The sequence below is a fragment of the Enterobacter cloacae complex sp. ECL72 genome (assembly GCF_019056635.1).
Classification (GTDB): domain Bacteria; phylum Pseudomonadota; class Gammaproteobacteria; order Enterobacterales; family Enterobacteriaceae; genus Enterobacter; species Enterobacter hormaechei_C.
On the sequence record NZ_CP077659.1, the window covers coordinates 4,690,424 to 4,707,522 of the forward strand.

33 protein-coding genes are annotated in these 17,099 nt (G+C 50.2%); 31 read left to right on the forward strand and 2 right to left on the reverse strand.

Translation table 11 applies throughout. The features are described 5' to 3' along the window. The first annotated feature begins 329 nt into the window (after positions 1 to 329). The 31 genes from rpsJ to KTH07_RS22680 all read left to right on the forward strand — a co-directional run bounded on the left by rpsJ (position 330) and on the right by KTH07_RS22680 (position 15,159). Complete coding sequence (gene rpsJ / locus KTH07_RS22530) at positions 330 to 641, forward strand: 30S ribosomal protein S10 (protein WP_001181005.1); 312 nt, start codon at positions 330 to 332, stop codon at positions 639 to 641. A gap of 32 nt (positions 642 to 673) precedes the next feature. Further along, a complete protein-coding gene (gene rplC / locus KTH07_RS22535; RefSeq protein ID WP_003863274.1) occupies positions 674 to 1,303 on the forward strand; it encodes a 50S ribosomal protein L3 in 630 nt (209 codons plus the stop codon). Positions 1,304 to 1,313: 10 nt separating this feature from the next. Then, a complete protein-coding gene (rplD, locus tag KTH07_RS22540; protein WP_000424395.1) occupies positions 1,314 to 1,919 on the forward strand; it encodes a 50S ribosomal protein L4 in 606 nt (201 codons plus the stop codon). After that, positions 1,916 to 2,218 carry a 50S ribosomal protein L23 gene (gene rplW / locus KTH07_RS22545; RefSeq protein ID WP_000617546.1) on the forward strand — a complete coding sequence of 101 codons (303 nt, stop codon included), beginning with the start codon at positions 1,916 to 1,918 and terminating at the stop codon, positions 2,216 to 2,218. Before rplD ends, rplW begins: the two co-directional genes overlap by 4 nt. Positions 2,219 to 2,235: 17 nt before the next feature. Further along, on the forward strand, positions 2,236 to 3,057 hold the full coding sequence (gene rplB, locus KTH07_RS22550; RefSeq protein ID WP_000301859.1) for a 50S ribosomal protein L2: 822 nt from the start codon (positions 2,236 to 2,238) through the stop codon (positions 3,055 to 3,057). Positions 3,058 to 3,073: 16 nt separating this feature from the next. After that, positions 3,074 to 3,352, forward strand: coding sequence for a 30S ribosomal protein S19 (gene rpsS / locus KTH07_RS22555; RefSeq protein WP_001138117.1), 279 nt, complete (start codon positions 3,074 to 3,076; stop codon positions 3,350 to 3,352). A gap of 14 nt (positions 3,353 to 3,366) precedes the next feature. Further along, positions 3,367 to 3,699: a 50S ribosomal protein L22 gene (gene rplV / locus KTH07_RS22560; RefSeq protein WP_002919773.1), complete on the forward strand. Its 333-nt coding sequence runs from the start codon at positions 3,367 to 3,369 to the stop codon at positions 3,697 to 3,699. A gap of 17 nt (positions 3,700 to 3,716) precedes the next feature. Next, positions 3,717 to 4,418, forward strand: coding sequence for a 30S ribosomal protein S3 (rpsC, locus tag KTH07_RS22565; protein WP_000529945.1), 702 nt, complete (start codon positions 3,717 to 3,719; stop codon positions 4,416 to 4,418). 12 nt (positions 4,419 to 4,430) lie between these two features. Next, a complete protein-coding gene (gene rplP, locus KTH07_RS22570; RefSeq protein ID WP_002919759.1) occupies positions 4,431 to 4,841 on the forward strand; it encodes a 50S ribosomal protein L16 in 411 nt (136 codons plus the stop codon). After that, on the forward strand, positions 4,841 to 5,032 hold the full coding sequence (gene rpmC, locus KTH07_RS22575) for a 50S ribosomal protein L29 (protein ID WP_003863282.1): 192 nt from the start codon (positions 4,841 to 4,843) through the stop codon (positions 5,030 to 5,032). The genes rplP and rpmC overlap by 1 nt, the downstream gene beginning before the upstream one ends. Beyond that, complete coding sequence (gene rpsQ, locus KTH07_RS22580) at positions 5,032 to 5,286, forward strand: 30S ribosomal protein S17 (protein ID WP_002438707.1); 255 nt, start codon at positions 5,032 to 5,034, stop codon at positions 5,284 to 5,286. The genes rpmC and rpsQ overlap by 1 nt, the downstream gene beginning before the upstream one ends. 166 nt (positions 5,287 to 5,452) lie before the next feature. Then, entirely contained in the window at positions 5,453 to 5,824 is a 372-nt protein-coding gene (gene rplN, locus KTH07_RS22585; protein ID WP_002919748.1) for a 50S ribosomal protein L14, read from the forward strand. 10 nt (positions 5,825 to 5,834) lie between these two features. Continuing rightward, positions 5,835 to 6,149 (forward strand): 50S ribosomal protein L24, encoded by a 315-nt coding sequence (rplX, locus tag KTH07_RS22590; RefSeq protein WP_003863287.1) that lies wholly within the window; start codon positions 5,835 to 5,837, stop codon positions 6,147 to 6,149. A gap of 14 nt (positions 6,150 to 6,163) precedes the next feature. Further along, positions 6,164 to 6,703: a 50S ribosomal protein L5 gene (gene rplE, locus KTH07_RS22595; RefSeq protein ID WP_003863290.1), complete on the forward strand. Its 540-nt coding sequence runs from the start codon at positions 6,164 to 6,166 to the stop codon at positions 6,701 to 6,703. Between the two features lie 14 nt (positions 6,704 to 6,717). Then, on the forward strand, positions 6,718 to 7,023 hold the full coding sequence (rpsN, locus tag KTH07_RS22600) for a 30S ribosomal protein S14 (protein WP_003863291.1): 306 nt from the start codon (positions 6,718 to 6,720) through the stop codon (positions 7,021 to 7,023). A 30-nt stretch (positions 7,024 to 7,053) separates the two neighbouring features. Next, positions 7,054 to 7,446: a 30S ribosomal protein S8 gene (gene rpsH / locus KTH07_RS22605; protein WP_006178918.1), complete on the forward strand. Its 393-nt coding sequence runs from the start codon at positions 7,054 to 7,056 to the stop codon at positions 7,444 to 7,446. A gap of 12 nt (positions 7,447 to 7,458) precedes the next feature. Next, entirely contained in the window at positions 7,459 to 7,992 is a 534-nt protein-coding gene (gene rplF / locus KTH07_RS22610; protein WP_006178917.1) for a 50S ribosomal protein L6, read from the forward strand. Positions 7,993 to 8,001: 9 nt separating this feature from the next. Then, the gene (rplR, locus tag KTH07_RS22615) at positions 8,002 to 8,355 is read left to right on the forward strand and encodes a 50S ribosomal protein L18 (protein ID WP_003863297.1); all 354 of its coding nucleotides are present in this window, start codon (positions 8,002 to 8,004) and stop codon (positions 8,353 to 8,355) included. Positions 8,356 to 8,369: 14 nt separating this feature from the next. Next, the gene (gene rpsE / locus KTH07_RS22620) at positions 8,370 to 8,870 is read left to right on the forward strand and encodes a 30S ribosomal protein S5 (protein ID WP_003863299.1); all 501 of its coding nucleotides are present in this window, start codon (positions 8,370 to 8,372) and stop codon (positions 8,868 to 8,870) included. Between the two features lie 6 nt (positions 8,871 to 8,876). Continuing rightward, complete coding sequence (gene rpmD / locus KTH07_RS22625; protein ID WP_003863301.1) at positions 8,877 to 9,056, forward strand: 50S ribosomal protein L30; 180 nt, start codon at positions 8,877 to 8,879, stop codon at positions 9,054 to 9,056. Between the two features lie 3 nt (positions 9,057 to 9,059). Further along, the gene (gene rplO / locus KTH07_RS22630; RefSeq protein ID WP_003863304.1) at positions 9,060 to 9,494 is read left to right on the forward strand and encodes a 50S ribosomal protein L15; all 435 of its coding nucleotides are present in this window, start codon (positions 9,060 to 9,062) and stop codon (positions 9,492 to 9,494) included. A gap of 7 nt (positions 9,495 to 9,501) precedes the next feature. Continuing rightward, positions 9,502 to 10,833: a preprotein translocase subunit SecY gene (gene secY, locus KTH07_RS22635; RefSeq protein ID WP_003863305.1), complete on the forward strand. Its 1,332-nt coding sequence runs from the start codon at positions 9,502 to 9,504 to the stop codon at positions 10,831 to 10,833. A gap of 31 nt (positions 10,834 to 10,864) precedes the next feature. Then, positions 10,865 to 10,981, forward strand: a complete 117-nt coding sequence (gene rpmJ, locus KTH07_RS22640) for a 50S ribosomal protein L36 (RefSeq protein ID WP_000868187.1) — start codon at positions 10,865 to 10,867, stop codon at positions 10,979 to 10,981. 146 nt (positions 10,982 to 11,127) lie between these two features. Further along, on the forward strand, positions 11,128 to 11,484 hold the full coding sequence (rpsM, locus tag KTH07_RS22645) for a 30S ribosomal protein S13 (protein ID WP_003863308.1): 357 nt from the start codon (positions 11,128 to 11,130) through the stop codon (positions 11,482 to 11,484). A 16-nt stretch (positions 11,485 to 11,500) separates the two neighbouring features. Continuing rightward, positions 11,501 to 11,890 (forward strand): 30S ribosomal protein S11, encoded by a 390-nt coding sequence (gene rpsK / locus KTH07_RS22650; RefSeq protein WP_003863312.1) that lies wholly within the window; start codon positions 11,501 to 11,503, stop codon positions 11,888 to 11,890. 32 nt (positions 11,891 to 11,922) lie between these two features. Next, positions 11,923 to 12,543: a 30S ribosomal protein S4 gene (rpsD, locus tag KTH07_RS22655; protein WP_003863314.1), complete on the forward strand. Its 621-nt coding sequence runs from the start codon at positions 11,923 to 11,925 to the stop codon at positions 12,541 to 12,543. A 25-nt stretch (positions 12,544 to 12,568) separates the two neighbouring features. Next, positions 12,569 to 13,558: a DNA-directed RNA polymerase subunit alpha gene (gene rpoA, locus KTH07_RS22660; RefSeq protein WP_002919219.1), complete on the forward strand. Its 990-nt coding sequence runs from the start codon at positions 12,569 to 12,571 to the stop codon at positions 13,556 to 13,558. A 40-nt stretch (positions 13,559 to 13,598) separates the two neighbouring features. Then, positions 13,599 to 13,982, forward strand: a complete 384-nt coding sequence (gene rplQ / locus KTH07_RS22665; RefSeq protein ID WP_001216368.1) for a 50S ribosomal protein L17 — start codon at positions 13,599 to 13,601, stop codon at positions 13,980 to 13,982. Between the two features lie 107 nt (positions 13,983 to 14,089). Beyond that, a complete protein-coding gene (locus KTH07_RS22670; RefSeq protein ID WP_023295520.1) occupies positions 14,090 to 14,458 on the forward strand; it encodes a DUF1992 domain-containing protein in 369 nt (122 codons plus the stop codon). A gap of 2 nt (positions 14,459 to 14,460) precedes the next feature. Further along, positions 14,461 to 14,886 (forward strand): Zn(2+)-responsive transcriptional regulator, encoded by a 426-nt coding sequence (zntR, locus tag KTH07_RS22675; protein ID WP_003863328.1) that lies wholly within the window; start codon positions 14,461 to 14,463, stop codon positions 14,884 to 14,886. A 57-nt stretch (positions 14,887 to 14,943) separates the two neighbouring features. Then, a complete protein-coding gene (locus tag KTH07_RS22680; RefSeq protein ID WP_017383729.1) occupies positions 14,944 to 15,159 on the forward strand; it encodes an alternative ribosome-rescue factor A in 216 nt (71 codons plus the stop codon). Here the strand turns inward: KTH07_RS22680 and mscL are convergent, their stop codons facing one another. Together mscL and trkA are read right to left on the reverse strand one after the other, a co-directional pair. Further along, entirely contained in the window at positions 15,160 to 15,573 is a 414-nt protein-coding gene (mscL, locus tag KTH07_RS22685; RefSeq protein ID WP_003863335.1) for a large-conductance mechanosensitive channel protein MscL, read from the reverse strand. Positions 15,574 to 15,719: 146 nt separating this feature from the next. Then, positions 15,720 to 17,096 carry a Trk system potassium transporter TrkA gene (trkA, locus tag KTH07_RS22690; RefSeq protein WP_003863337.1) on the reverse strand — a complete coding sequence of 459 codons (1,377 nt, stop codon included), beginning with the start codon at positions 17,094 to 17,096 and terminating at the stop codon, positions 15,720 to 15,722. Positions 17,097 to 17,099: the final 3 nt, after the last annotated feature.

Sequence of the window (17,099 nt, forward strand, 5' to 3'; positions counted from 1 at the left end):
CGGCAATGTGTAAAAACAGCAATTGCGTAGCGGCTTCATACAAAGAGTTGAGAAGGGATACTTTGCATAAAAAATTGCGCGGCCTTACGTATAGTACGTCTTTGGCGCTTAATTTCTAAACGGCACTTGCGTCTTTCTCTGATTTACGTATAATGCGCGGGCTTGTCGTAATTGACGGCGGGTTCAATCTGAACCAGAGTAGCTCACTTTGTTACTCAACAATGCTCCCAATTGGGGAGCTACGTAAGAACGGTTACACTCTCCCATCAATCGTAATGGGTTTGAGGAGTAATCATTTTCGTTTATAAAATAATTGGAGCTCTGGTCTCATGCAGAACCAAAGAATCCGTATCCGCCTTAAAGCGTTTGATCATCGTCTGATCGATCAATCAACCGCGGAAATCGTCGAGACTGCTAAGCGCACTGGTGCGCAAGTCCGTGGTCCGATCCCGCTGCCGACCCGCAAAGAGCGCTTTACCGTTCTGATCTCTCCGCACGTTAACAAAGATGCGCGTGATCAGTACGAAATCCGCACTCACAAGCGTCTGGTTGACATCGTTGAGCCAACTGAGAAAACCGTTGATGCTCTGATGCGTCTGGATCTGGCTGCCGGTGTAGACGTGCAGATCAGCCTGGGTTAATCAGGTCATCGAGCGATTGAGAGGTTGAAACAATGATTGGTTTAGTCGGTAAAAAAGTGGGTATGACCCGCATCTTCACTGAAGATGGCGTTTCTATCCCAGTAACCGTAATCGAAGTTGAAGCAAACCGCGTTACTCAGGTTAAAGATCTGGCTAACGATGGCTACCGCGCTATTCAGGTTACCACTGGTGCTAAAAAAGCTAACCGTGTAACCAAACCAGAAGCGGGTCACTTCGCTAAAGCTGGCGTCGAAGCTGGCCGTGGTCTGTGGGAATTCCGTCTTGCTGAAGGCGAAGAGTTCACCGTAGGTCAGGACATTAGCGTTGAGCTGTTTGCTGACGTTAAAAAAGTTGACGTAACCGGTACCTCTAAAGGTAAAGGTTTTGCTGGTACCGTTAAGCGCTGGAACTTCCGTACCCAGGACGCTACTCACGGTAACTCCTTGTCTCACCGCGTTCCGGGTTCTATCGGTCAGAACCAGACTCCGGGCAAAGTGTTCAAAGGCAAGAAAATGGCAGGTCAGCTGGGCAACGAACGTGTAACCGTTCAGAGCCTGGACGTAGTACGTGTTGACGCTGAGCGCAACCTGCTGCTGGTTAAAGGTGCGGTCCCGGGTGCAACCGGTAGCGACCTGATCGTTAAACCAGCTGTGAAGGCGTAAGGGGATAGCAATGGAATTAGTATTGAAAGACGCGCAGAGCGCGCTGACTGTTTCCGAAACTACCTTCGGTCGTGATTTCAACGAAGCGCTGGTTCACCAGGTTGTTGTTGCTTATGCAGCTGGTGCTCGTCAGGGTACTCGTGCTCAGAAGACTCGTGCTGAAGTAACTGGTTCAGGCAAAAAGCCATGGCGCCAGAAAGGTACCGGCCGTGCGCGTTCAGGTTCTATCAAGAGCCCGATCTGGCGTTCAGGTGGCGTGACCTTCGCTGCGCGTCCACAGGACCACAGTCAAAAAGTTAACAAAAAGATGTACCGCGGCGCGCTGAAAAGCATTCTGTCCGAACTGGTACGTCAGGATCGTCTGATCGTTGTCGAGAAGTTCTCTGTTGAAGCGCCTAAAACTAAGCTGCTGGCACAGAAACTGAAAGACATGGCTCTGGAAGATGTGCTGATCATCACCGGTGAGCTGGACGAGAACCTGTTCCTGGCCGCGCGTAACCTGCACAAGGTTGACGTACGCGACGCGACTGGTATCGACCCGGTTAGCCTGATCGCCTTCGACAAAGTCGTAATGACTGCTGATGCTGTTAAGCAAGTTGAGGAGATGCTGGCATGATTCGTGAAGAACGTCTGCTGAAGGTGCTGCGCGCACCGCACGTTTCTGAAAAAGCGTCTACTGCGATGGAAAAAACAAACACCATCGTTCTCAAAGTTGCTAAAGACGCGACCAAAGCAGAGATCAAAGCTGCTGTGCAGAAACTGTTTGAAGTCGAAGTCGAAGTCGTTAACACCCTGGTAGTTAAAGGGAAAGTTAAACGTCACGGACAGCGTATCGGTCGTCGTAGCGACTGGAAAAAAGCTTACGTCACCCTGAAAGAAGGCCAGAACCTGGACTTCGTTGGCGGCGCTGAGTAAGTCGGAGGAGTAATACAATGGCAGTTGTTAAATGTAAACCGACATCTCCGGGTCGTCGCCACGTAGTTAAAGTGGTTAACCCTGAGCTGCACAAGGGCAAACCTTTTGCTCCGTTGCTGGAAAAAAACAGCAAATCCGGTGGTCGTAACAACAATGGCCGTATCACCACTCGTCACATCGGTGGTGGCCACAAGCAGGCTTATCGTATTGTTGACTTCAAACGCAACAAAGACGGTATCCCAGCAGTTGTTGAGCGTCTTGAGTACGATCCGAACCGTTCCGCGAACATCGCGCTGGTTCTGTACAAAGATGGCGAACGCCGTTACATCCTGGCCCCTAAAGGCCTGAAAGCTGGCGACCAGATTCAGTCTGGCGTTGATGCTGCAATCAAAGCAGGCAACACCCTGCCGATGCGCAATATCCCGGTTGGTTCTACCGTTCATAACGTAGAAATGAAACCAGGTAAAGGCGGTCAGCTGGCGCGTTCCGCGGGTACTTACGTTCAGATCGTTGCGCGTGACGGTGCTTATGTCACCCTGCGTCTGCGTTCTGGTGAAATGCGTAAAGTCGAAGCAGACTGCCGCGCTACTCTGGGCGAAGTTGGCAATGCTGAGCATATGCTGCGCGTTCTGGGTAAAGCTGGTGCTGCACGCTGGCGTGGTGTTCGTCCTACCGTTCGCGGTACTGCGATGAACCCAGTCGACCACCCACATGGTGGTGGTGAAGGTCGTAACTTTGGTAAGCACCCGGTAACTCCGTGGGGCGTTCAGACCAAAGGTAAGAAGACCCGCAGCAACAAGCGTACTGATAAATTTATCGTACGTCGCCGTAGCAAATAATTTTAGAGGATAAGCCATGCCACGTTCTCTCAAGAAAGGTCCTTTTATTGACCTGCACTTGCTGAAGAAGGTAGAGAAAGCGGTGGAAAGCGGAGACAAGAAGCCCCTGCGCACTTGGTCCCGTCGTTCAACGATCTTTCCTAACATGATCGGTTTGACCATCGCTGTCCATAATGGTCGTCAGCACGTTCCAGTCTTTGTTACCGACGAAATGGTTGGTCACAAACTGGGTGAATTCGCACCGACTCGTACTTATCGCGGCCACGCTGCTGATAAAAAAGCGAAGAAGAAATAAGGTAGGAGGAAGAGATGGAAACTTTAGCTCAACATCGCCATGCTCGTTCTTCTGCACAGAAGGTTCGCCTTGTTGCTGACCTGATTCGCGGTAAGAAAGTGTCGCAGGCCCTGGACATCCTGACCTATACCAACAAGAAAGCTGCGGTATTGGTCAAGAAAGTACTGGAATCTGCCATTGCTAACGCTGAACACAACGATGGCGCTGACATCGACGATCTGAAAGTCGCGAAAATTTTCGTAGATGAAGGCCCAAGCATGAAGCGCATTATGCCGCGTGCGAAAGGTCGTGCAGATCGCATCCTGAAGCGCACCAGCCACATTACTGTGGTTGTGTCCGATCGCTGAGACTCTGGAGACTAGCAATGGGTCAGAAAGTACATCCTAATGGTATTCGCCTGGGTATTGTAAAACCATGGAACTCTACTTGGTTTGCGAACACCAAAGAATTCGCTGACAACCTGGACAGCGATTTTAAAGTACGTCAGTACCTGACTAAGGAACTGGCTAAAGCGTCTGTATCTCGTATCGTTATCGAGCGTCCAGCTAAGAGCATCCGTGTGACTATTCACACTGCTCGCCCTGGCATCGTTATCGGTAAGAAAGGCGAAGACGTAGAAAAACTGCGCAAGGTCGTAGCGGATATCGCTGGCGTTCCTGCACAGATCAATATCGCTGAAGTTCGTAAGCCTGAACTGGACGCTAAATTGGTTGCTGACAGCATCACTTCTCAGCTGGAACGTCGCGTTATGTTCCGTCGTGCTATGAAGCGTGCTGTACAGAACGCAATGCGTCTGGGCGCTAAAGGTATCAAAGTTGAAGTTAGCGGCCGTCTGGGCGGCGCGGAAATCGCACGTACCGAATGGTACCGCGAAGGTCGCGTACCGCTGCACACTCTGCGTGCTGACATCGACTACAACACCTCTGAAGCGCACACCACTTACGGTGTAATCGGCGTTAAGGTATGGATCTTCAAAGGTGAGATCCTGGGTGGTATGGCTGCTGTTGAACAACCGGAAAAACCGGCTGCTCAACCTAAAAAGCAGCAGCGTAAAGGCCGTAAATAAGGAGCGTCGCTGATGTTACAACCAAAGCGTACAAAATTCCGTAAAGTGCACAAAGGCCGCAACCGTGGTCTGGCGCAGGGTACGGATGTTAGCTTCGGCACTTTCGGTCTGAAAGCTGTTGGCCGTGGTCGTCTGACTGCACGTCAGATCGAAGCAGCACGTCGTGCAATGACCCGTGCAGTTAAGCGTCAAGGTAAGATCTGGATCCGTGTATTCCCGGACAAACCGATCACCGAGAAGCCACTGGAAGTTCGTATGGGTAAAGGTAAAGGTAACGTGGAGTACTGGGTTGCCTTGATCCAACCGGGCAAAGTCCTTTATGAAATGGACGGTGTTCCGGAAGAGCTGGCCCGTGAAGCCTTCGGCCTGGCAGCAGCGAAACTGCCTATCAAAACCACCTTTGTAACTAAGACGGTGATGTAATGAAAGCAAAAGAGCTGCGTGAAAAAAGCGTTGAAGAGCTGAACGCTGAGCTGCTGAACCTGCTGCGTGAGCAGTTCAACCTGCGTATGCAGGCTGCAAGTGGCCAGCTGCAACAGACTCACCTGCTGAAGCAAGTGCGTCGCAATGTTGCGCGCGTTAAGACTTTACTGACTCAGAAGGCGGGTGCGTAATGACCGATAAAATCCGTACTCTGCAAGGTCGTGTTGTTAGCGATAAAATGGAGAAATCCATTGTTGTAGCTATCGAACGTTTTGTGAAACACCCGATCTACGGTAAATTCATCAAGCGTACGACCAAACTGCACGTACATGACGAGAACAACGAATGTGGTATCGGCGACAAGGTTGAAATCCGTGAATGCCGTCCACTGTCCAAGACTAAGTCCTGGACGCTGGTTCGCGTTGTAGAGAAAGCGGTTCTGTAATAGAGTACGCATTCTCAATACGAATAAACGGCTCAGCGATGAGCCGTTTATTTTTTCTACCCATATTGCAGAAGCGGTGTTATAATGCTGCGCCCTCGATATGGGGCTTTTTAACGGCTCTGATTTTAGAGTCTCAGGTAGTAGTTGACATTAGCGGAGCACTAAAATGATCCAAGAACAGACTATGCTGAACGTCGCCGACAACTCCGGTGCACGTCGCGTAATGTGTATCAAGGTTCTGGGTGGCTCGCACCGTCGCTACGCAGGCGTAGGCGACATCATCAAGATCACCATCAAGGAAGCAATTCCACGTGGTAAGGTCAAAAAAGGTGATGTGCTGAAGGCGGTAGTGGTGCGCACCAAGAAGGGTGTTCGTCGCCCTGACGGTTCTGTCATTCGCTTCGATGGTAATGCATGCGTTATTTTAAACAATAACAGCGAGCAGCCTATCGGCACGCGTATCTTTGGGCCGGTAACTCGTGAACTTCGTACTGAGAAGTTCATGAAAATTATCTCTCTGGCACCAGAAGTACTCTAAGGAGCGAATCATGGCAGCGAAAATCCGTCGTGATGACGAAGTTATCGTGTTAACCGGTAAAGATAAAGGTAAACGCGGTAAAGTAAAAAATGTTCTGTCTTCCGGCAAACTTGTCGTTGAAGGTATCAACCTGGTTAAGAAACATCAGAAGCCGGTTCCGGCCCTGAACCAACCAGGCGGCATCGTTGAAAAAGAAGCTGCTATTCAGGTTTCTAACGTTGCAATCTTCAATGCGGCTACCGGTAAGGCTGACCGTGTAGGCTTTAGATTCGAAGACGGTAAAAAAGTCCGTTTCTTCAAATCTAACAGCGAAACTATCAAGTAATTTGGAGTAGTACGATGGCGAAACTGCATGATTACTACAAAGACGAAGTAGTTAACAAACTCATGACTGAGTTTAACTACAATTCTGTCATGCAAGTCCCTCGGGTCGAGAAGATCACCCTGAACATGGGTGTTGGTGAAGCGATCGCTGACAAGAAACTGCTGGATAACGCAGCAGCTGACCTGACAGCAATCTCCGGTCAAAAACCGCTGATCACCAAAGCACGCAAATCTGTTGCAGGCTTCAAAATCCGTCAGGGCTATCCGATCGGCTGTAAAGTAACTCTGCGTGGCGAACGCATGTGGGAGTTCCTTGAGCGCCTGATCACTATTGCTGTTCCACGTATCCGTGACTTCCGTGGCTTGTCCGCTAAGTCTTTCGACGGTCGTGGTAACTACAGCATGGGTGTCCGTGAGCAGATCATCTTCCCAGAAATCGACTACGATAAAGTCGACCGCGTGCGTGGTTTGGATATTACCATTACCACTACTGCGAAATCTGATGAAGAAGGCCGTGCTCTGCTGGCTGCCTTTGACTTCCCGTTCCGCAAGTAAGGTAGGGTTACTGAATGGCTAAGCAATCAATGAAAGCACGCGAAGTAAAGCGCGTAGCTTTAGCTGATAAATTCTTCGCTAAACGCGCTGAACTGAAAGCGATCATTTCTGATGTGAACGCTTCCGACGAAGATCGTTGGAATGCGGTTCTCAAGCTGCAGTCTCTGCCGCGTGATTCCAGCCCGTCTCGTCAGCGTAACCGCTGTCGTCAAACAGGTCGTCCACATGGTTATGTGGGCAAGTTTGGGTTGAGCCGTATCAAACTGCGTGAAGCCGCCATGCGCGGTGAAGTGCCAGGCTTGAAAAAGGCTAGCTGGTAATTACCAATTGAATCACGGGAGTAAAGACAGATGAGCATGCAAGATCCGATCGCGGATATGCTGACCCGTATCCGTAACGGTCAGGCCGCGAACAAAGTTGCGGTCACCATGCCTTCCGCCAAGCTGAAAGTGGCAATTGCCAACGTGCTGAAGGAAGAAGGTTTTATCGAAGATTTTAAAGTTGAAGGCGACACCAAGCCGGAACTGGAACTTACTCTCAAGTATTTCCAGGGTAAAGCTGTTGTAGAAAGCATTCAGCGTGTCAGCCGCCCAGGCCTGCGCATCTATAAGAAAAAAGATGAGCTGCCAAAAGTAATGGCTGGTCTTGGTATCGCAGTTGTTTCTACCTCTAAAGGTGTTATGACTGATCGTGCAGCGCGCCAGGCTGGTCTTGGTGGCGAAATTATCTGCTACGTAGCCTAATCGGAGGAAAGAATGTCTCGTGTTGCTAAAGCACCGGTCGTTATTCCTGCCGGCGTTGATGTAAAAATCGACGGTCAGGTTATTACGATCAAAGGTAAAAACGGCGAGCTGACTCGTACCCTCAACAATGCTGTTGAAGTTAAACATGCAGATAACGCTCTGACCTTCGGTCCACGTGATGGTTTCGTGGATGGATGGGCTCAGGCTGGTACCGCGCGTGCCCTGCTGAACTCAATGGTTGTTGGTGTTACCGAAGGCTTCACTAAAAAGCTTCAGCTGGTTGGTGTAGGTTATCGTGCAGCTATCAAAGGGAATGCAGTAGGCCTGTCTCTGGGCTTCTCACACCCTGTTGAGCATCCGCTGCCGGCCGGTATCACTGCAGAATGCCCGACTCAGACTGAAATCGTGCTGAAAGGCGCTGATAAACAGCTGATCGGTCAGGTTGCAGCAGATCTGCGCGCCTACCGTCGTCCTGAGCCTTATAAAGGCAAGGGTGTTCGTTACGCCGACGAAGTCGTGCGTACCAAAGAGGCTAAGAAGAAGTAAGGTAACACTATGGATAAGAAATCTGCTCGTATCCGTCGTGCGACCCGCGCACGCCGCAAGCTCAAAGAGCTGGGTGCAACTCGCCTGGTGGTACATCGTACCCCGCGTCATATTTACGCACAGGTAATTGCACCGAACGGTTCTGAAGTTCTGGTAGCTGCTTCTACTGTAGAAAAAGCTATCTCAGAACAATTGAAGTATACCGGTAACAAAGACGCCGCAGCAGCTGTAGGTAAAGCTGTCGCTGAACGCGCTCTGGAAAAAGGCATCAGCAATGTTTCCTTTGACCGTTCCGGGTTCCAATATCATGGTCGTGTCCAGGCACTGGCAGATGCTGCCCGTGAAGCTGGCCTTCAGTTCTAAGGTAGAGGTGTAAGATGGCTCACATCGAAAAACAGGCTGGCGAACTGCAGGAAAAGCTGATCGCGGTAAACCGCGTATCTAAAACCGTTAAAGGTGGTCGTATTTTCTCCTTCACAGCTCTGACTGTAGTGGGTGATGGTAACGGTCGCGTTGGTTTTGGTTACGGTAAAGCGCGTGAAGTTCCAGCAGCGATCCAGAAAGCGATGGAAAAAGCCCGTCGCAATATGATTAACGTCGCGCTGAACAACGGTACCCTGCAACACCCAGTTAAAGGTGTTCACACGGGTTCTCGTGTATTCATGCAGCCAGCTTCCGAAGGTACCGGTATCATCGCCGGTGGTGCAATGCGCGCCGTTCTGGAAGTTGCTGGAGTTCATAACGTTCTGGCTAAAGCATATGGTTCCACCAACCCGATCAACGTGGTTCGTGCAACTATTGATGGCCTGGAAAATATGAATTCTCCAGAAATGGTCGCTGCCAAGCGTGGTAAATCCGTTGAAGAAATTCTGGGGTAATTGACCATGGCAAAGACTATTAAAATCACTCAAACCCGCAGTGCAATCGGTCGTCTGCCGAAACACAAGGCAACGCTGCTTGGCCTGGGTCTGCGTCGTATTGGTCATACCGTTGAGCGCGAGGATACTCCTGCTGTTCGTGGTATGGTCAACGCGGTTTACTTCATGGTTAAAGTTGAGGAGTAAGAGATGCGTTTAAATACTCTGTCTCCGGCCGAAGGCTCTAAAAAGGCGGGTAAACGCCTGGGTCGTGGTATCGGTTCTGGCCTCGGCAAAACCGGTGGTCGTGGTCACAAAGGTCAGAACTCTCGTTCTGGCGGTGGCGTACGTCGCGGTTTCGAGGGTGGCCAGATGCCACTGTACCGTCGTCTGCCGAAGTTCGGCTTCACCTCTCGCAAAGCAGCGATCACAGCGGAAATCCGTCTGTCTGACTTGGCGAAAGTTGAAGGCGGCGTTGTAGACCTGAACACGCTGAAAGCGGCTAACATTATCGGTATCCAGATCGAGTTCGCGAAAGTGATCCTGGCTGGTGAAGTTTCTACTCCGGTAACTGTTCGTGGCCTGCGTGTTACTAAAGGTGCTCGTGCTGCTATCGAAGCTGCTGGCGGTAAAATTGAGGAATAAGTAGCAGATGGCTAAGCAACCGGGATTAGATTTTCAAAGTGCCAAAGGTGGATTTGGCGAGCTGAAACGCAGACTGCTGTTTGTAATCGGCGCGCTGATTGTGTTCCGTATTGGCTCTTTTATTCCGATCCCTGGTATTGATGCCGCTGTACTTGCCAAACTGCTTGAGCAACAGCGAGGCACCATCATTGAAATGTTCAACATGTTCTCTGGTGGTGCTCTCAGCCGTGCTTCTATTTTCGCACTGGGTATTATGCCGTATATTTCGGCATCGATTATTATCCAGCTGCTGACGGTCGTTCATCCGGCCCTGGCAGAGTTGAAGAAAGAAGGGGAGTCTGGACGTCGTAAGATTAGCCAGTACACCCGTTACGGCACTCTGGTGCTGGCAATATTCCAGTCGATCGGTATTGCTACCGGTCTTCCGAATATGCCTGGTATGCAGGGCCTGGTATTAAACCCGGGCTTTGCATTCTATTTCACCGCTGTTGTAAGTCTGGTCACAGGGACCATGTTCCTGATGTGGCTCGGCGAACAGATTACTGAACGAGGTATCGGTAACGGTATCTCAATCATTATCTTCGCCGGTATCGTTGCGGGTCTCCCGCCGGCCATCGCCCATACTATCGAGCAAGCGCGTCAAGGCGACCTGCACTTCCTCCTGTTGCTGTTGGTTGCAGTATTAGTATTTGCAGTGACGTTCTTTGTTGTCTTCGTTGAACGTGGTCAACGCCGCATTGTGGTGAACTACGCTAAACGTCAGCAGGGTCGTCGTGTCTATGCTGCACAGAGCACACATTTACCGCTGAAAGTGAATATGGCGGGGGTTATCCCGGCTATCTTCGCTTCCAGTATTATTCTGTTCCCGGCAACCATCGCGTCATGGTTCGGGGGCGGTACTGGTTGGAACTGGCTGACAACAATTTCGCTGTATTTGCAGCCTGGGCAACCACTTTATGTGTTACTCTATGCGTCTGCGATCATCTTCTTCTGTTTCTTCTACACGGCGTTGGTCTTCAACCCGCGTGAAACAGCAGATAACCTGAAGAAGTCCGGTGCATTTGTACCAGGAATTCGTCCGGGAGAGCAAACGGCGAAGTATATCGATAAAGTAATGACTCGCCTGACTTTGGTTGGTGCGCTTTATATTACTTTTATCTGCCTGATCCCGGAGTTCATGCGTGATGCAATGAAAGTACCGTTCTACTTCGGTGGGACCTCACTGCTTATCGTTGTGGTCGTGATTATGGACTTTATGGCTCAAGTGCAAACTCTGATGATGTCCAGTCAGTATGAGTCTGCATTGAAGAAGGCGAACCTGAAAGGCTACGGCCGCTAACTGGTCGCCTGAGAAGTTACGGAGAGTAAAAATGAAAGTTCGTGCTTCCGTCAAGAAATTATGCCGTAACTGCAAAATCGTTAAGCGTGATGGTGTCATCCGTGTGATTTGCAGTGCCGAGCCGAAGCATAAACAGCGCCAAGGCTGATTATTTCGCATATTTTTCTTGCAAAGTTGGGTTGAGCTGGCTAGATTAGCCAGCCAATCTTTTGTATGTCTGTACGTTTCCATTTGAGTATCCTGAAAACGGGCTTTTCAGCATGGTGCGTACATATTAAATAGTAGGAGTGCATAGTGGCCCGTATAGCAGGCATTAACATTCCTGATCAGAAACATGCTGTGATCGCATTAACTTCGATCTATGGCGTCGGCAAGACCCGTTCTAAAGCCATTCTGGCTGCAGCGGGTATCGCTGAAGATGTTAAGATCAGTGAGCTGTCTGAAGAACAAATCGACACGCTGCGTGACGAAGTTGCCAAATTTGTCGTTGAAGGTGATCTGCGCCGTGAAATCAGCATGAGCATCAAGCGCCTGATGGATCTTGGTTGCTATCGCGGTTTGCGTCATCGTCGTGGTCTGCCAGTGCGCGGTCAGCGTACTAAGACCAACGCACGTACCCGTAAGGGTCCGCGCAAACCGATCAAGAAATAATCGGGGTGATTGAATAATGGCAAAGGCACCAGTTCGTGCACGTAAACGTGTAAGAAAACAAGTCTCTGACGGCGTGGCTCATATCCATGCTTCTTTCAACAACACCATCGTTACTATTACTGATCGTCAGGGTAACGCATTGGGTTGGGCAACAGCCGGTGGTTCCGGTTTCCGTGGTTCTCGCAAATCCACTCCGTTCGCAGCTCAGGTTGCAGCAGAGCGTTGCGCTGAAGCCGTAAAAGAATACGGCATCAAGAATCTGGAAGTTATGGTTAAAGGTCCGGGTCCGGGTCGTGAATCTACTGTTCGCGCTCTGAACGCCGCTGGTTTCCGCATCACGAATATTACTGATGTGACTCCGATCCCTCATAACGGTTGTCGTCCGCCGAAAAAACGTCGCGTATAACGCTCGTTTTTTAGGTTAGTTGGAGATAGAAAATGGCAAGATATTTGGGTCCTAAGCTCAAGCTGAGCCGTCGTGAGGGCACCGACTTATTCCTTAAGTCTGGCGTTCGCGCGATCGATACCAAGTGTAAAATTGAACAAGCTCCTGGCCAGCACGGTGCGCGTAAACCGCGTCTGTCTGACTATGGTGTGCAGTTGCGTGAAAAGCAAAAAGTTCGCCGTATCTACGGTGTGCTGGAGCGTCAGTTCCGTAACTACTATAAAGAAGCAGCACGTCTGAAAGGCAACACAGGTGAAAACCTGCTGGCTCTGCTGGAAGGTCGTCTGGACAACGTTGTATACCGTATGGGCTTCGGCGCGACTCGTGCTGAATCACGCCAGCTGGTTAGCCATAAAGCAATCATGGTAAACGGTCGTGTTGTTAACATCGCTTCTTATCAGGTTAAAGCGAATGACGTTGTTAGCATTCGTGAGAAAGCGAAAAAGCAATCTCGCGTGAAAGCCGCTCTGGAGCTGGCTGAGCAGCGTGAAAAGCCAACCTGGCTGGAAGTTGATGCTGGCAAGATGGAAGGTACGTTCAAGCGTCAGCCAGAACGTTCTGATCTGTCTGCGGACATTAACGAACACCTGATCGTCGAGCTTTACTCCAAGTAAAGCTTAGTACCAAAGAGAGGACACAATGCAGGGTTCTGTGACAGAGTTTCTAAAACCGCGCCTGGTAGATATCGAGCAAGTGAGTTCGACGCACGCCAAGGTGACCCTTGAGCCTTTAGAGCGTGGCTTTGGCCATACTCTGGGTAACGCACTGCGCCGTATTCTGCTCTCATCGATGCCGGGTTGCGCGGTGACCGAGGTTGAGATTGATGGTGTACTTCATGAGTACAGCACCAAAGAAGGCGTTCAGGAAGATATCCTTGAAATCCTGCTCAACCTGAAAGGGCTGGCGGTGAGAGTTCAGGGTAAAGATGAAGTTATTCTTACTCTGAATAAATCTGGCATTGGCCCTGTGACTGCAGCCGACATCACCCACGACGGTGATGTTGAAATCGTCAAGCCGCAGCACGTGATCTGCCACCTGACCGATGAGAACGCAGCTATTAGCATGCGTATCAAAGTTCAGCGCGGTCGTGGTTATGTGCCGGCTTCTGCCCGAATTCATTCGGAAGAAGATGAGCGCCCAATCGGCCGTCTGCTGGTCGACGCATGTTACAGCCCTGTAGAGCGTATTGCCTACAATGTTGAAGCAGCGCGTGTAGAACAGCGTACCGACCTGGACAAGCTGGTCATCGAAATGGAAACCAATGGCACAATCGATCCTGAAGAGGCGATTCGTCGTGCGGCAACCATCCTGGCAGAACAACTGGAAGCTTTCGTTGACTTACGTGATGTACGTCAGCCGGAAGTGAAAGAAGAGAAACCAGAATTCGATCCGATCCTGCTGCGCCCTGTTGACGATCTGGAATTGACTGTCCGCTCTGCTAACTGCCTCAAGGCAGAAGCTATCCACTATATCGGTGATCTGGTACAGCGTACCGAGGTTGAGTTGCTGAAAACGCCGAACCTGGGTAAAAAATCTCTTACCGAGATTAAAGACGTGCTGGCTTCACGTGGTCTGTCTCTGGGCATGCGCCTGGAAAACTGGCCACCGGCAAGCATTGCTGACGAGTAACCGGATCACAGGTTAAGGTTTTACTGAGAAGGATAAGGTCATGCGCCATCGTAAGAGTGGTCGTCAACTGAACCGCAACAGCAGCCATCGCCAGGCTATGTTCCGCAACATGGCAGGTTCACTGGTTCGTCATGAAATCATCAAGACGACCCTGCCTAAAGCGAAAGAGCTGCGTCGCGTAGTTGAGCCGCTGATTACTCTTGCCAAGACTGACAGCGTTGCTAATCGTCGTCTGGCATTCGCCCGTACTCGTGATAACGAGATCGTGGCAAAACTGTTTAACGAACTGGGCCCGCGTTTCGCGAGCCGTGCCGGTGGTTACACTCGCATTCTGAAGTGTGGCTTCCGTGCAGGCGACAACGCGCCGATGGCTTACATCGAGCTGGTTGATCGTTCAGAGAAAGCAGAAGCTGCTGCAGAGTAATCTGTAGTAACGTAAAAAAACCCGCCTCGGCGGGTTTTTTTATATCCGCAGAATCTCCACTTATCTACAATGTCTGTATCTTTTCTGCTCACCCCCTGGAGTTCATTATGTGGTTGCTCGATCAGTGGGCTGAACGCCATATTTGCGATGCCCAAAACAAAGGCGAGTTCGAAAATCTTCCCGGTAGCGGTGAGCCGCTGATTCTGGACGATGATTCACATATTCCCCCTGAATTACGGGCCGGTTATCGCTTACTGAAAAACGCAGGTTGTTTACCGCCTGAACTTCAGCAACGCAATGAAGCCGTCGAGCTTGCCGATCTGCTTAAAGGCATTCATAAGAATGACCCGCGGTACTCCGAAATCAGTCGTCGGTTGGCGCTCATCGAGCTAAAACTGCGCCAGACGGGAATGAATACTGACTTTTTGCATGGTGAGTACAGTGAAAGGTTAATGCAAAAAATAAACGAGGAGTAGCCATGTACCGCATAGGTGAACTTGCGAAGCTTGCTAACGTAACGCCGGATACTATCCGCTACTACGAAAAGCAGCAGATGATCGATCATGAGGTCAGAACGGAAGGTGGATTTCGCCTTTATACGGATAACGACCTGCAACGCCTTCGTTTTATCCGCTATGCACGGCAACTCGGCTTCACGCTGGAGTCGATCCGTGAACTGCTGTCGATCCGTATCGATCCTGAACATCATACGTGTCAGGAATCTAAAAGCATCGTTCAGGCCCGGCTGGATGAAGTTGAAGGACGCATTCAGGAGCTGCAAGCCATGCAGCGATCTCTGCAAAGGTTAAATGACGCATGCTGCGGTACCGCTCATAGCAGTGTTTATTGCTCAATACTGGAAGCTCTTGAACAGGGCGCCAGTAGTGAAACTCAGGGTTGTTGATTTTTTATCAGCCAGGGACTAGACTCCCGCCGACATTAACTATGCTCAGGAGAAATGATGAGCCGCTATCAGCATACGAAGGGACAAATTAAGGATAACGCCATTGAGGCATTGCTTCACGACCCGCTTTTCAGACAGCGTGTTGAGAAGAACAAGAAAGGAAAAGGGAGTTATCTACGTAAAGGTAAACATGCACAACGGGGTAACTGGGAGGCCAGTGGCAAGCAAGCTAATCGCTTTTTTACCACTGGCCTTTCTGTTTCTGTCGCCTGATCAAACGCGGTTGTTCTGCTCTTTTAACAGATCGCGAATTTCAGTCAGTAAGACTTCTTCTTTAGTTGGTGCTGGCGGGGCAGCAGCCGGTTCTTCTTTTTTACGGTTAAGTCTGTTGATAAGTTTGATCGCCATGAAAATGGCAAATGCCACGATCACGAAATCAAATACGTTCTGAATGAATACGCCATAGTGCATTACAACCGCAGGGATATCGCCCTGAGCCTCCCGAAGGGTGAAGGCGAACTGTTTGAAATCAATGCCTCCAATCAACAGTCCTAACGGCGGCATAATAATGTCGGCGACTAATGATGAAACGATCTTACCGAACGCCGCACCAATAATGACACCCACAGCCAAATCCACCACATTCCCGCGCATCGCAAATTCGCGAAACTCTTTAATAAAACTCATTATGTTCTCCTTGTGCCAGCTGACGCCTATAAGTTTAACAAATGATTAGCTAATTGCCATTGGGGATAAATAATCGTTATGAAAAATAAAAGGCATGAAAATTAGAAGGTTAATATTTGGGTGCTCTCGTCTGAGCACCCAAATCATTACAGGAAGAACGGGCTTGGCTGGAATAAACGCTCGACGTCGGTAATAAATTTTTTATCGGTCAGGAACATAATAACGTGGTCACCCTGCTCAATACGTAAATTATCATTGGCGATCATGACATCGTTACCTCGCACTACGGCGCCGATAATGGTGCCTGGTGGAAGTTTAATTTCGTCGATCGCGCGACCAACAACGCGCGACGTTGTTTCATCCCCATGAGCGACGGCTTCAATGGCTTCAGCAACACCACGACGAAGAGACGACACGCCGACAATATCCGCTTTACGTACATGGCTTAGCAGGGCAGAAATGGTGGCTTGCTGAGGCGAAATAGCAATATCAATTACGCTACCCTGTACCAGGTCGACATAAGCCTTACGCTGGATAAGCACCATTACTTTTTTCGCCCCCATACGTTTAGCGAGCATGGCGGACATAATATTCGCTTCGTCGTCGTTGGTGACGGCAATAAAAAGATCAACCTGATCGATATGCTCTTCGGCCAGCAATTCCTGATCCGAAGCATCGCCATAAAACACGATAGTATTCTGAAGCTTTTCAGCCAGCTCCGACGCGCGCTGTTGATCTCGTTCGATCAGCTTCACGCTGTAGTCTTTTTCCAGCCGTCTCGCCAGACCTGCGCCAATATTACCGCCGCCAACCAGCATAATACGTTTATACGGTTTTTCGAGACGCTGAAGTTCACTCATCACCGCACGGATATGCTGAGAAGCCGCAATAAAGAAGACTTCATCCCCGGCTTCGACAATGGTGGACCCTTGCGGACGAATAGGTCTGTCGTGACGGAAAATCGCCGCAACACGCGTATCGATATGTGGCATATGCTCGCGCATTGTCGACAGGGCATTACCAATCAGCGGGCCGCCGTAATAAGCCTTCACAACCGCCAGGCTTACTTTTCCTTCCGCAAAGTTCACAACCTGCAACGCGCCCGGGTACTCAATCAGACGATAAATACTGTCGATAACCAGCTGTTCAGGGGCAATAAGATGGTCGATAGGTACTGCTTCGGAATTAAACAGCTTTTCCGCATCCCGGACATAGTCCGGGGAGCGAATGCGGGCGATGCGGTTCGGTGTGTTGAAAAGCGAGTAGGCCACCTGACATGCAACCATGTTGGTTTCATCAGAACTGGTTACTGCAACCAGCATGTCGGCATCGTCCGCGCCCGCCTCCCGAAGCACACGTGGGTGAGAGCCGTGCCCCTGTACAACACGAAGATCAAACTTGTCCTGCAAAACGCGCAGGCGATCGCCATTGGTATCCACAATGGTGATATCGTTGTTTTCGCCCACGAGATTTTCCGCCAGCGTTCCGCCAACTTGCCCTGCGCCCAGAATGATAATTTTCATCTT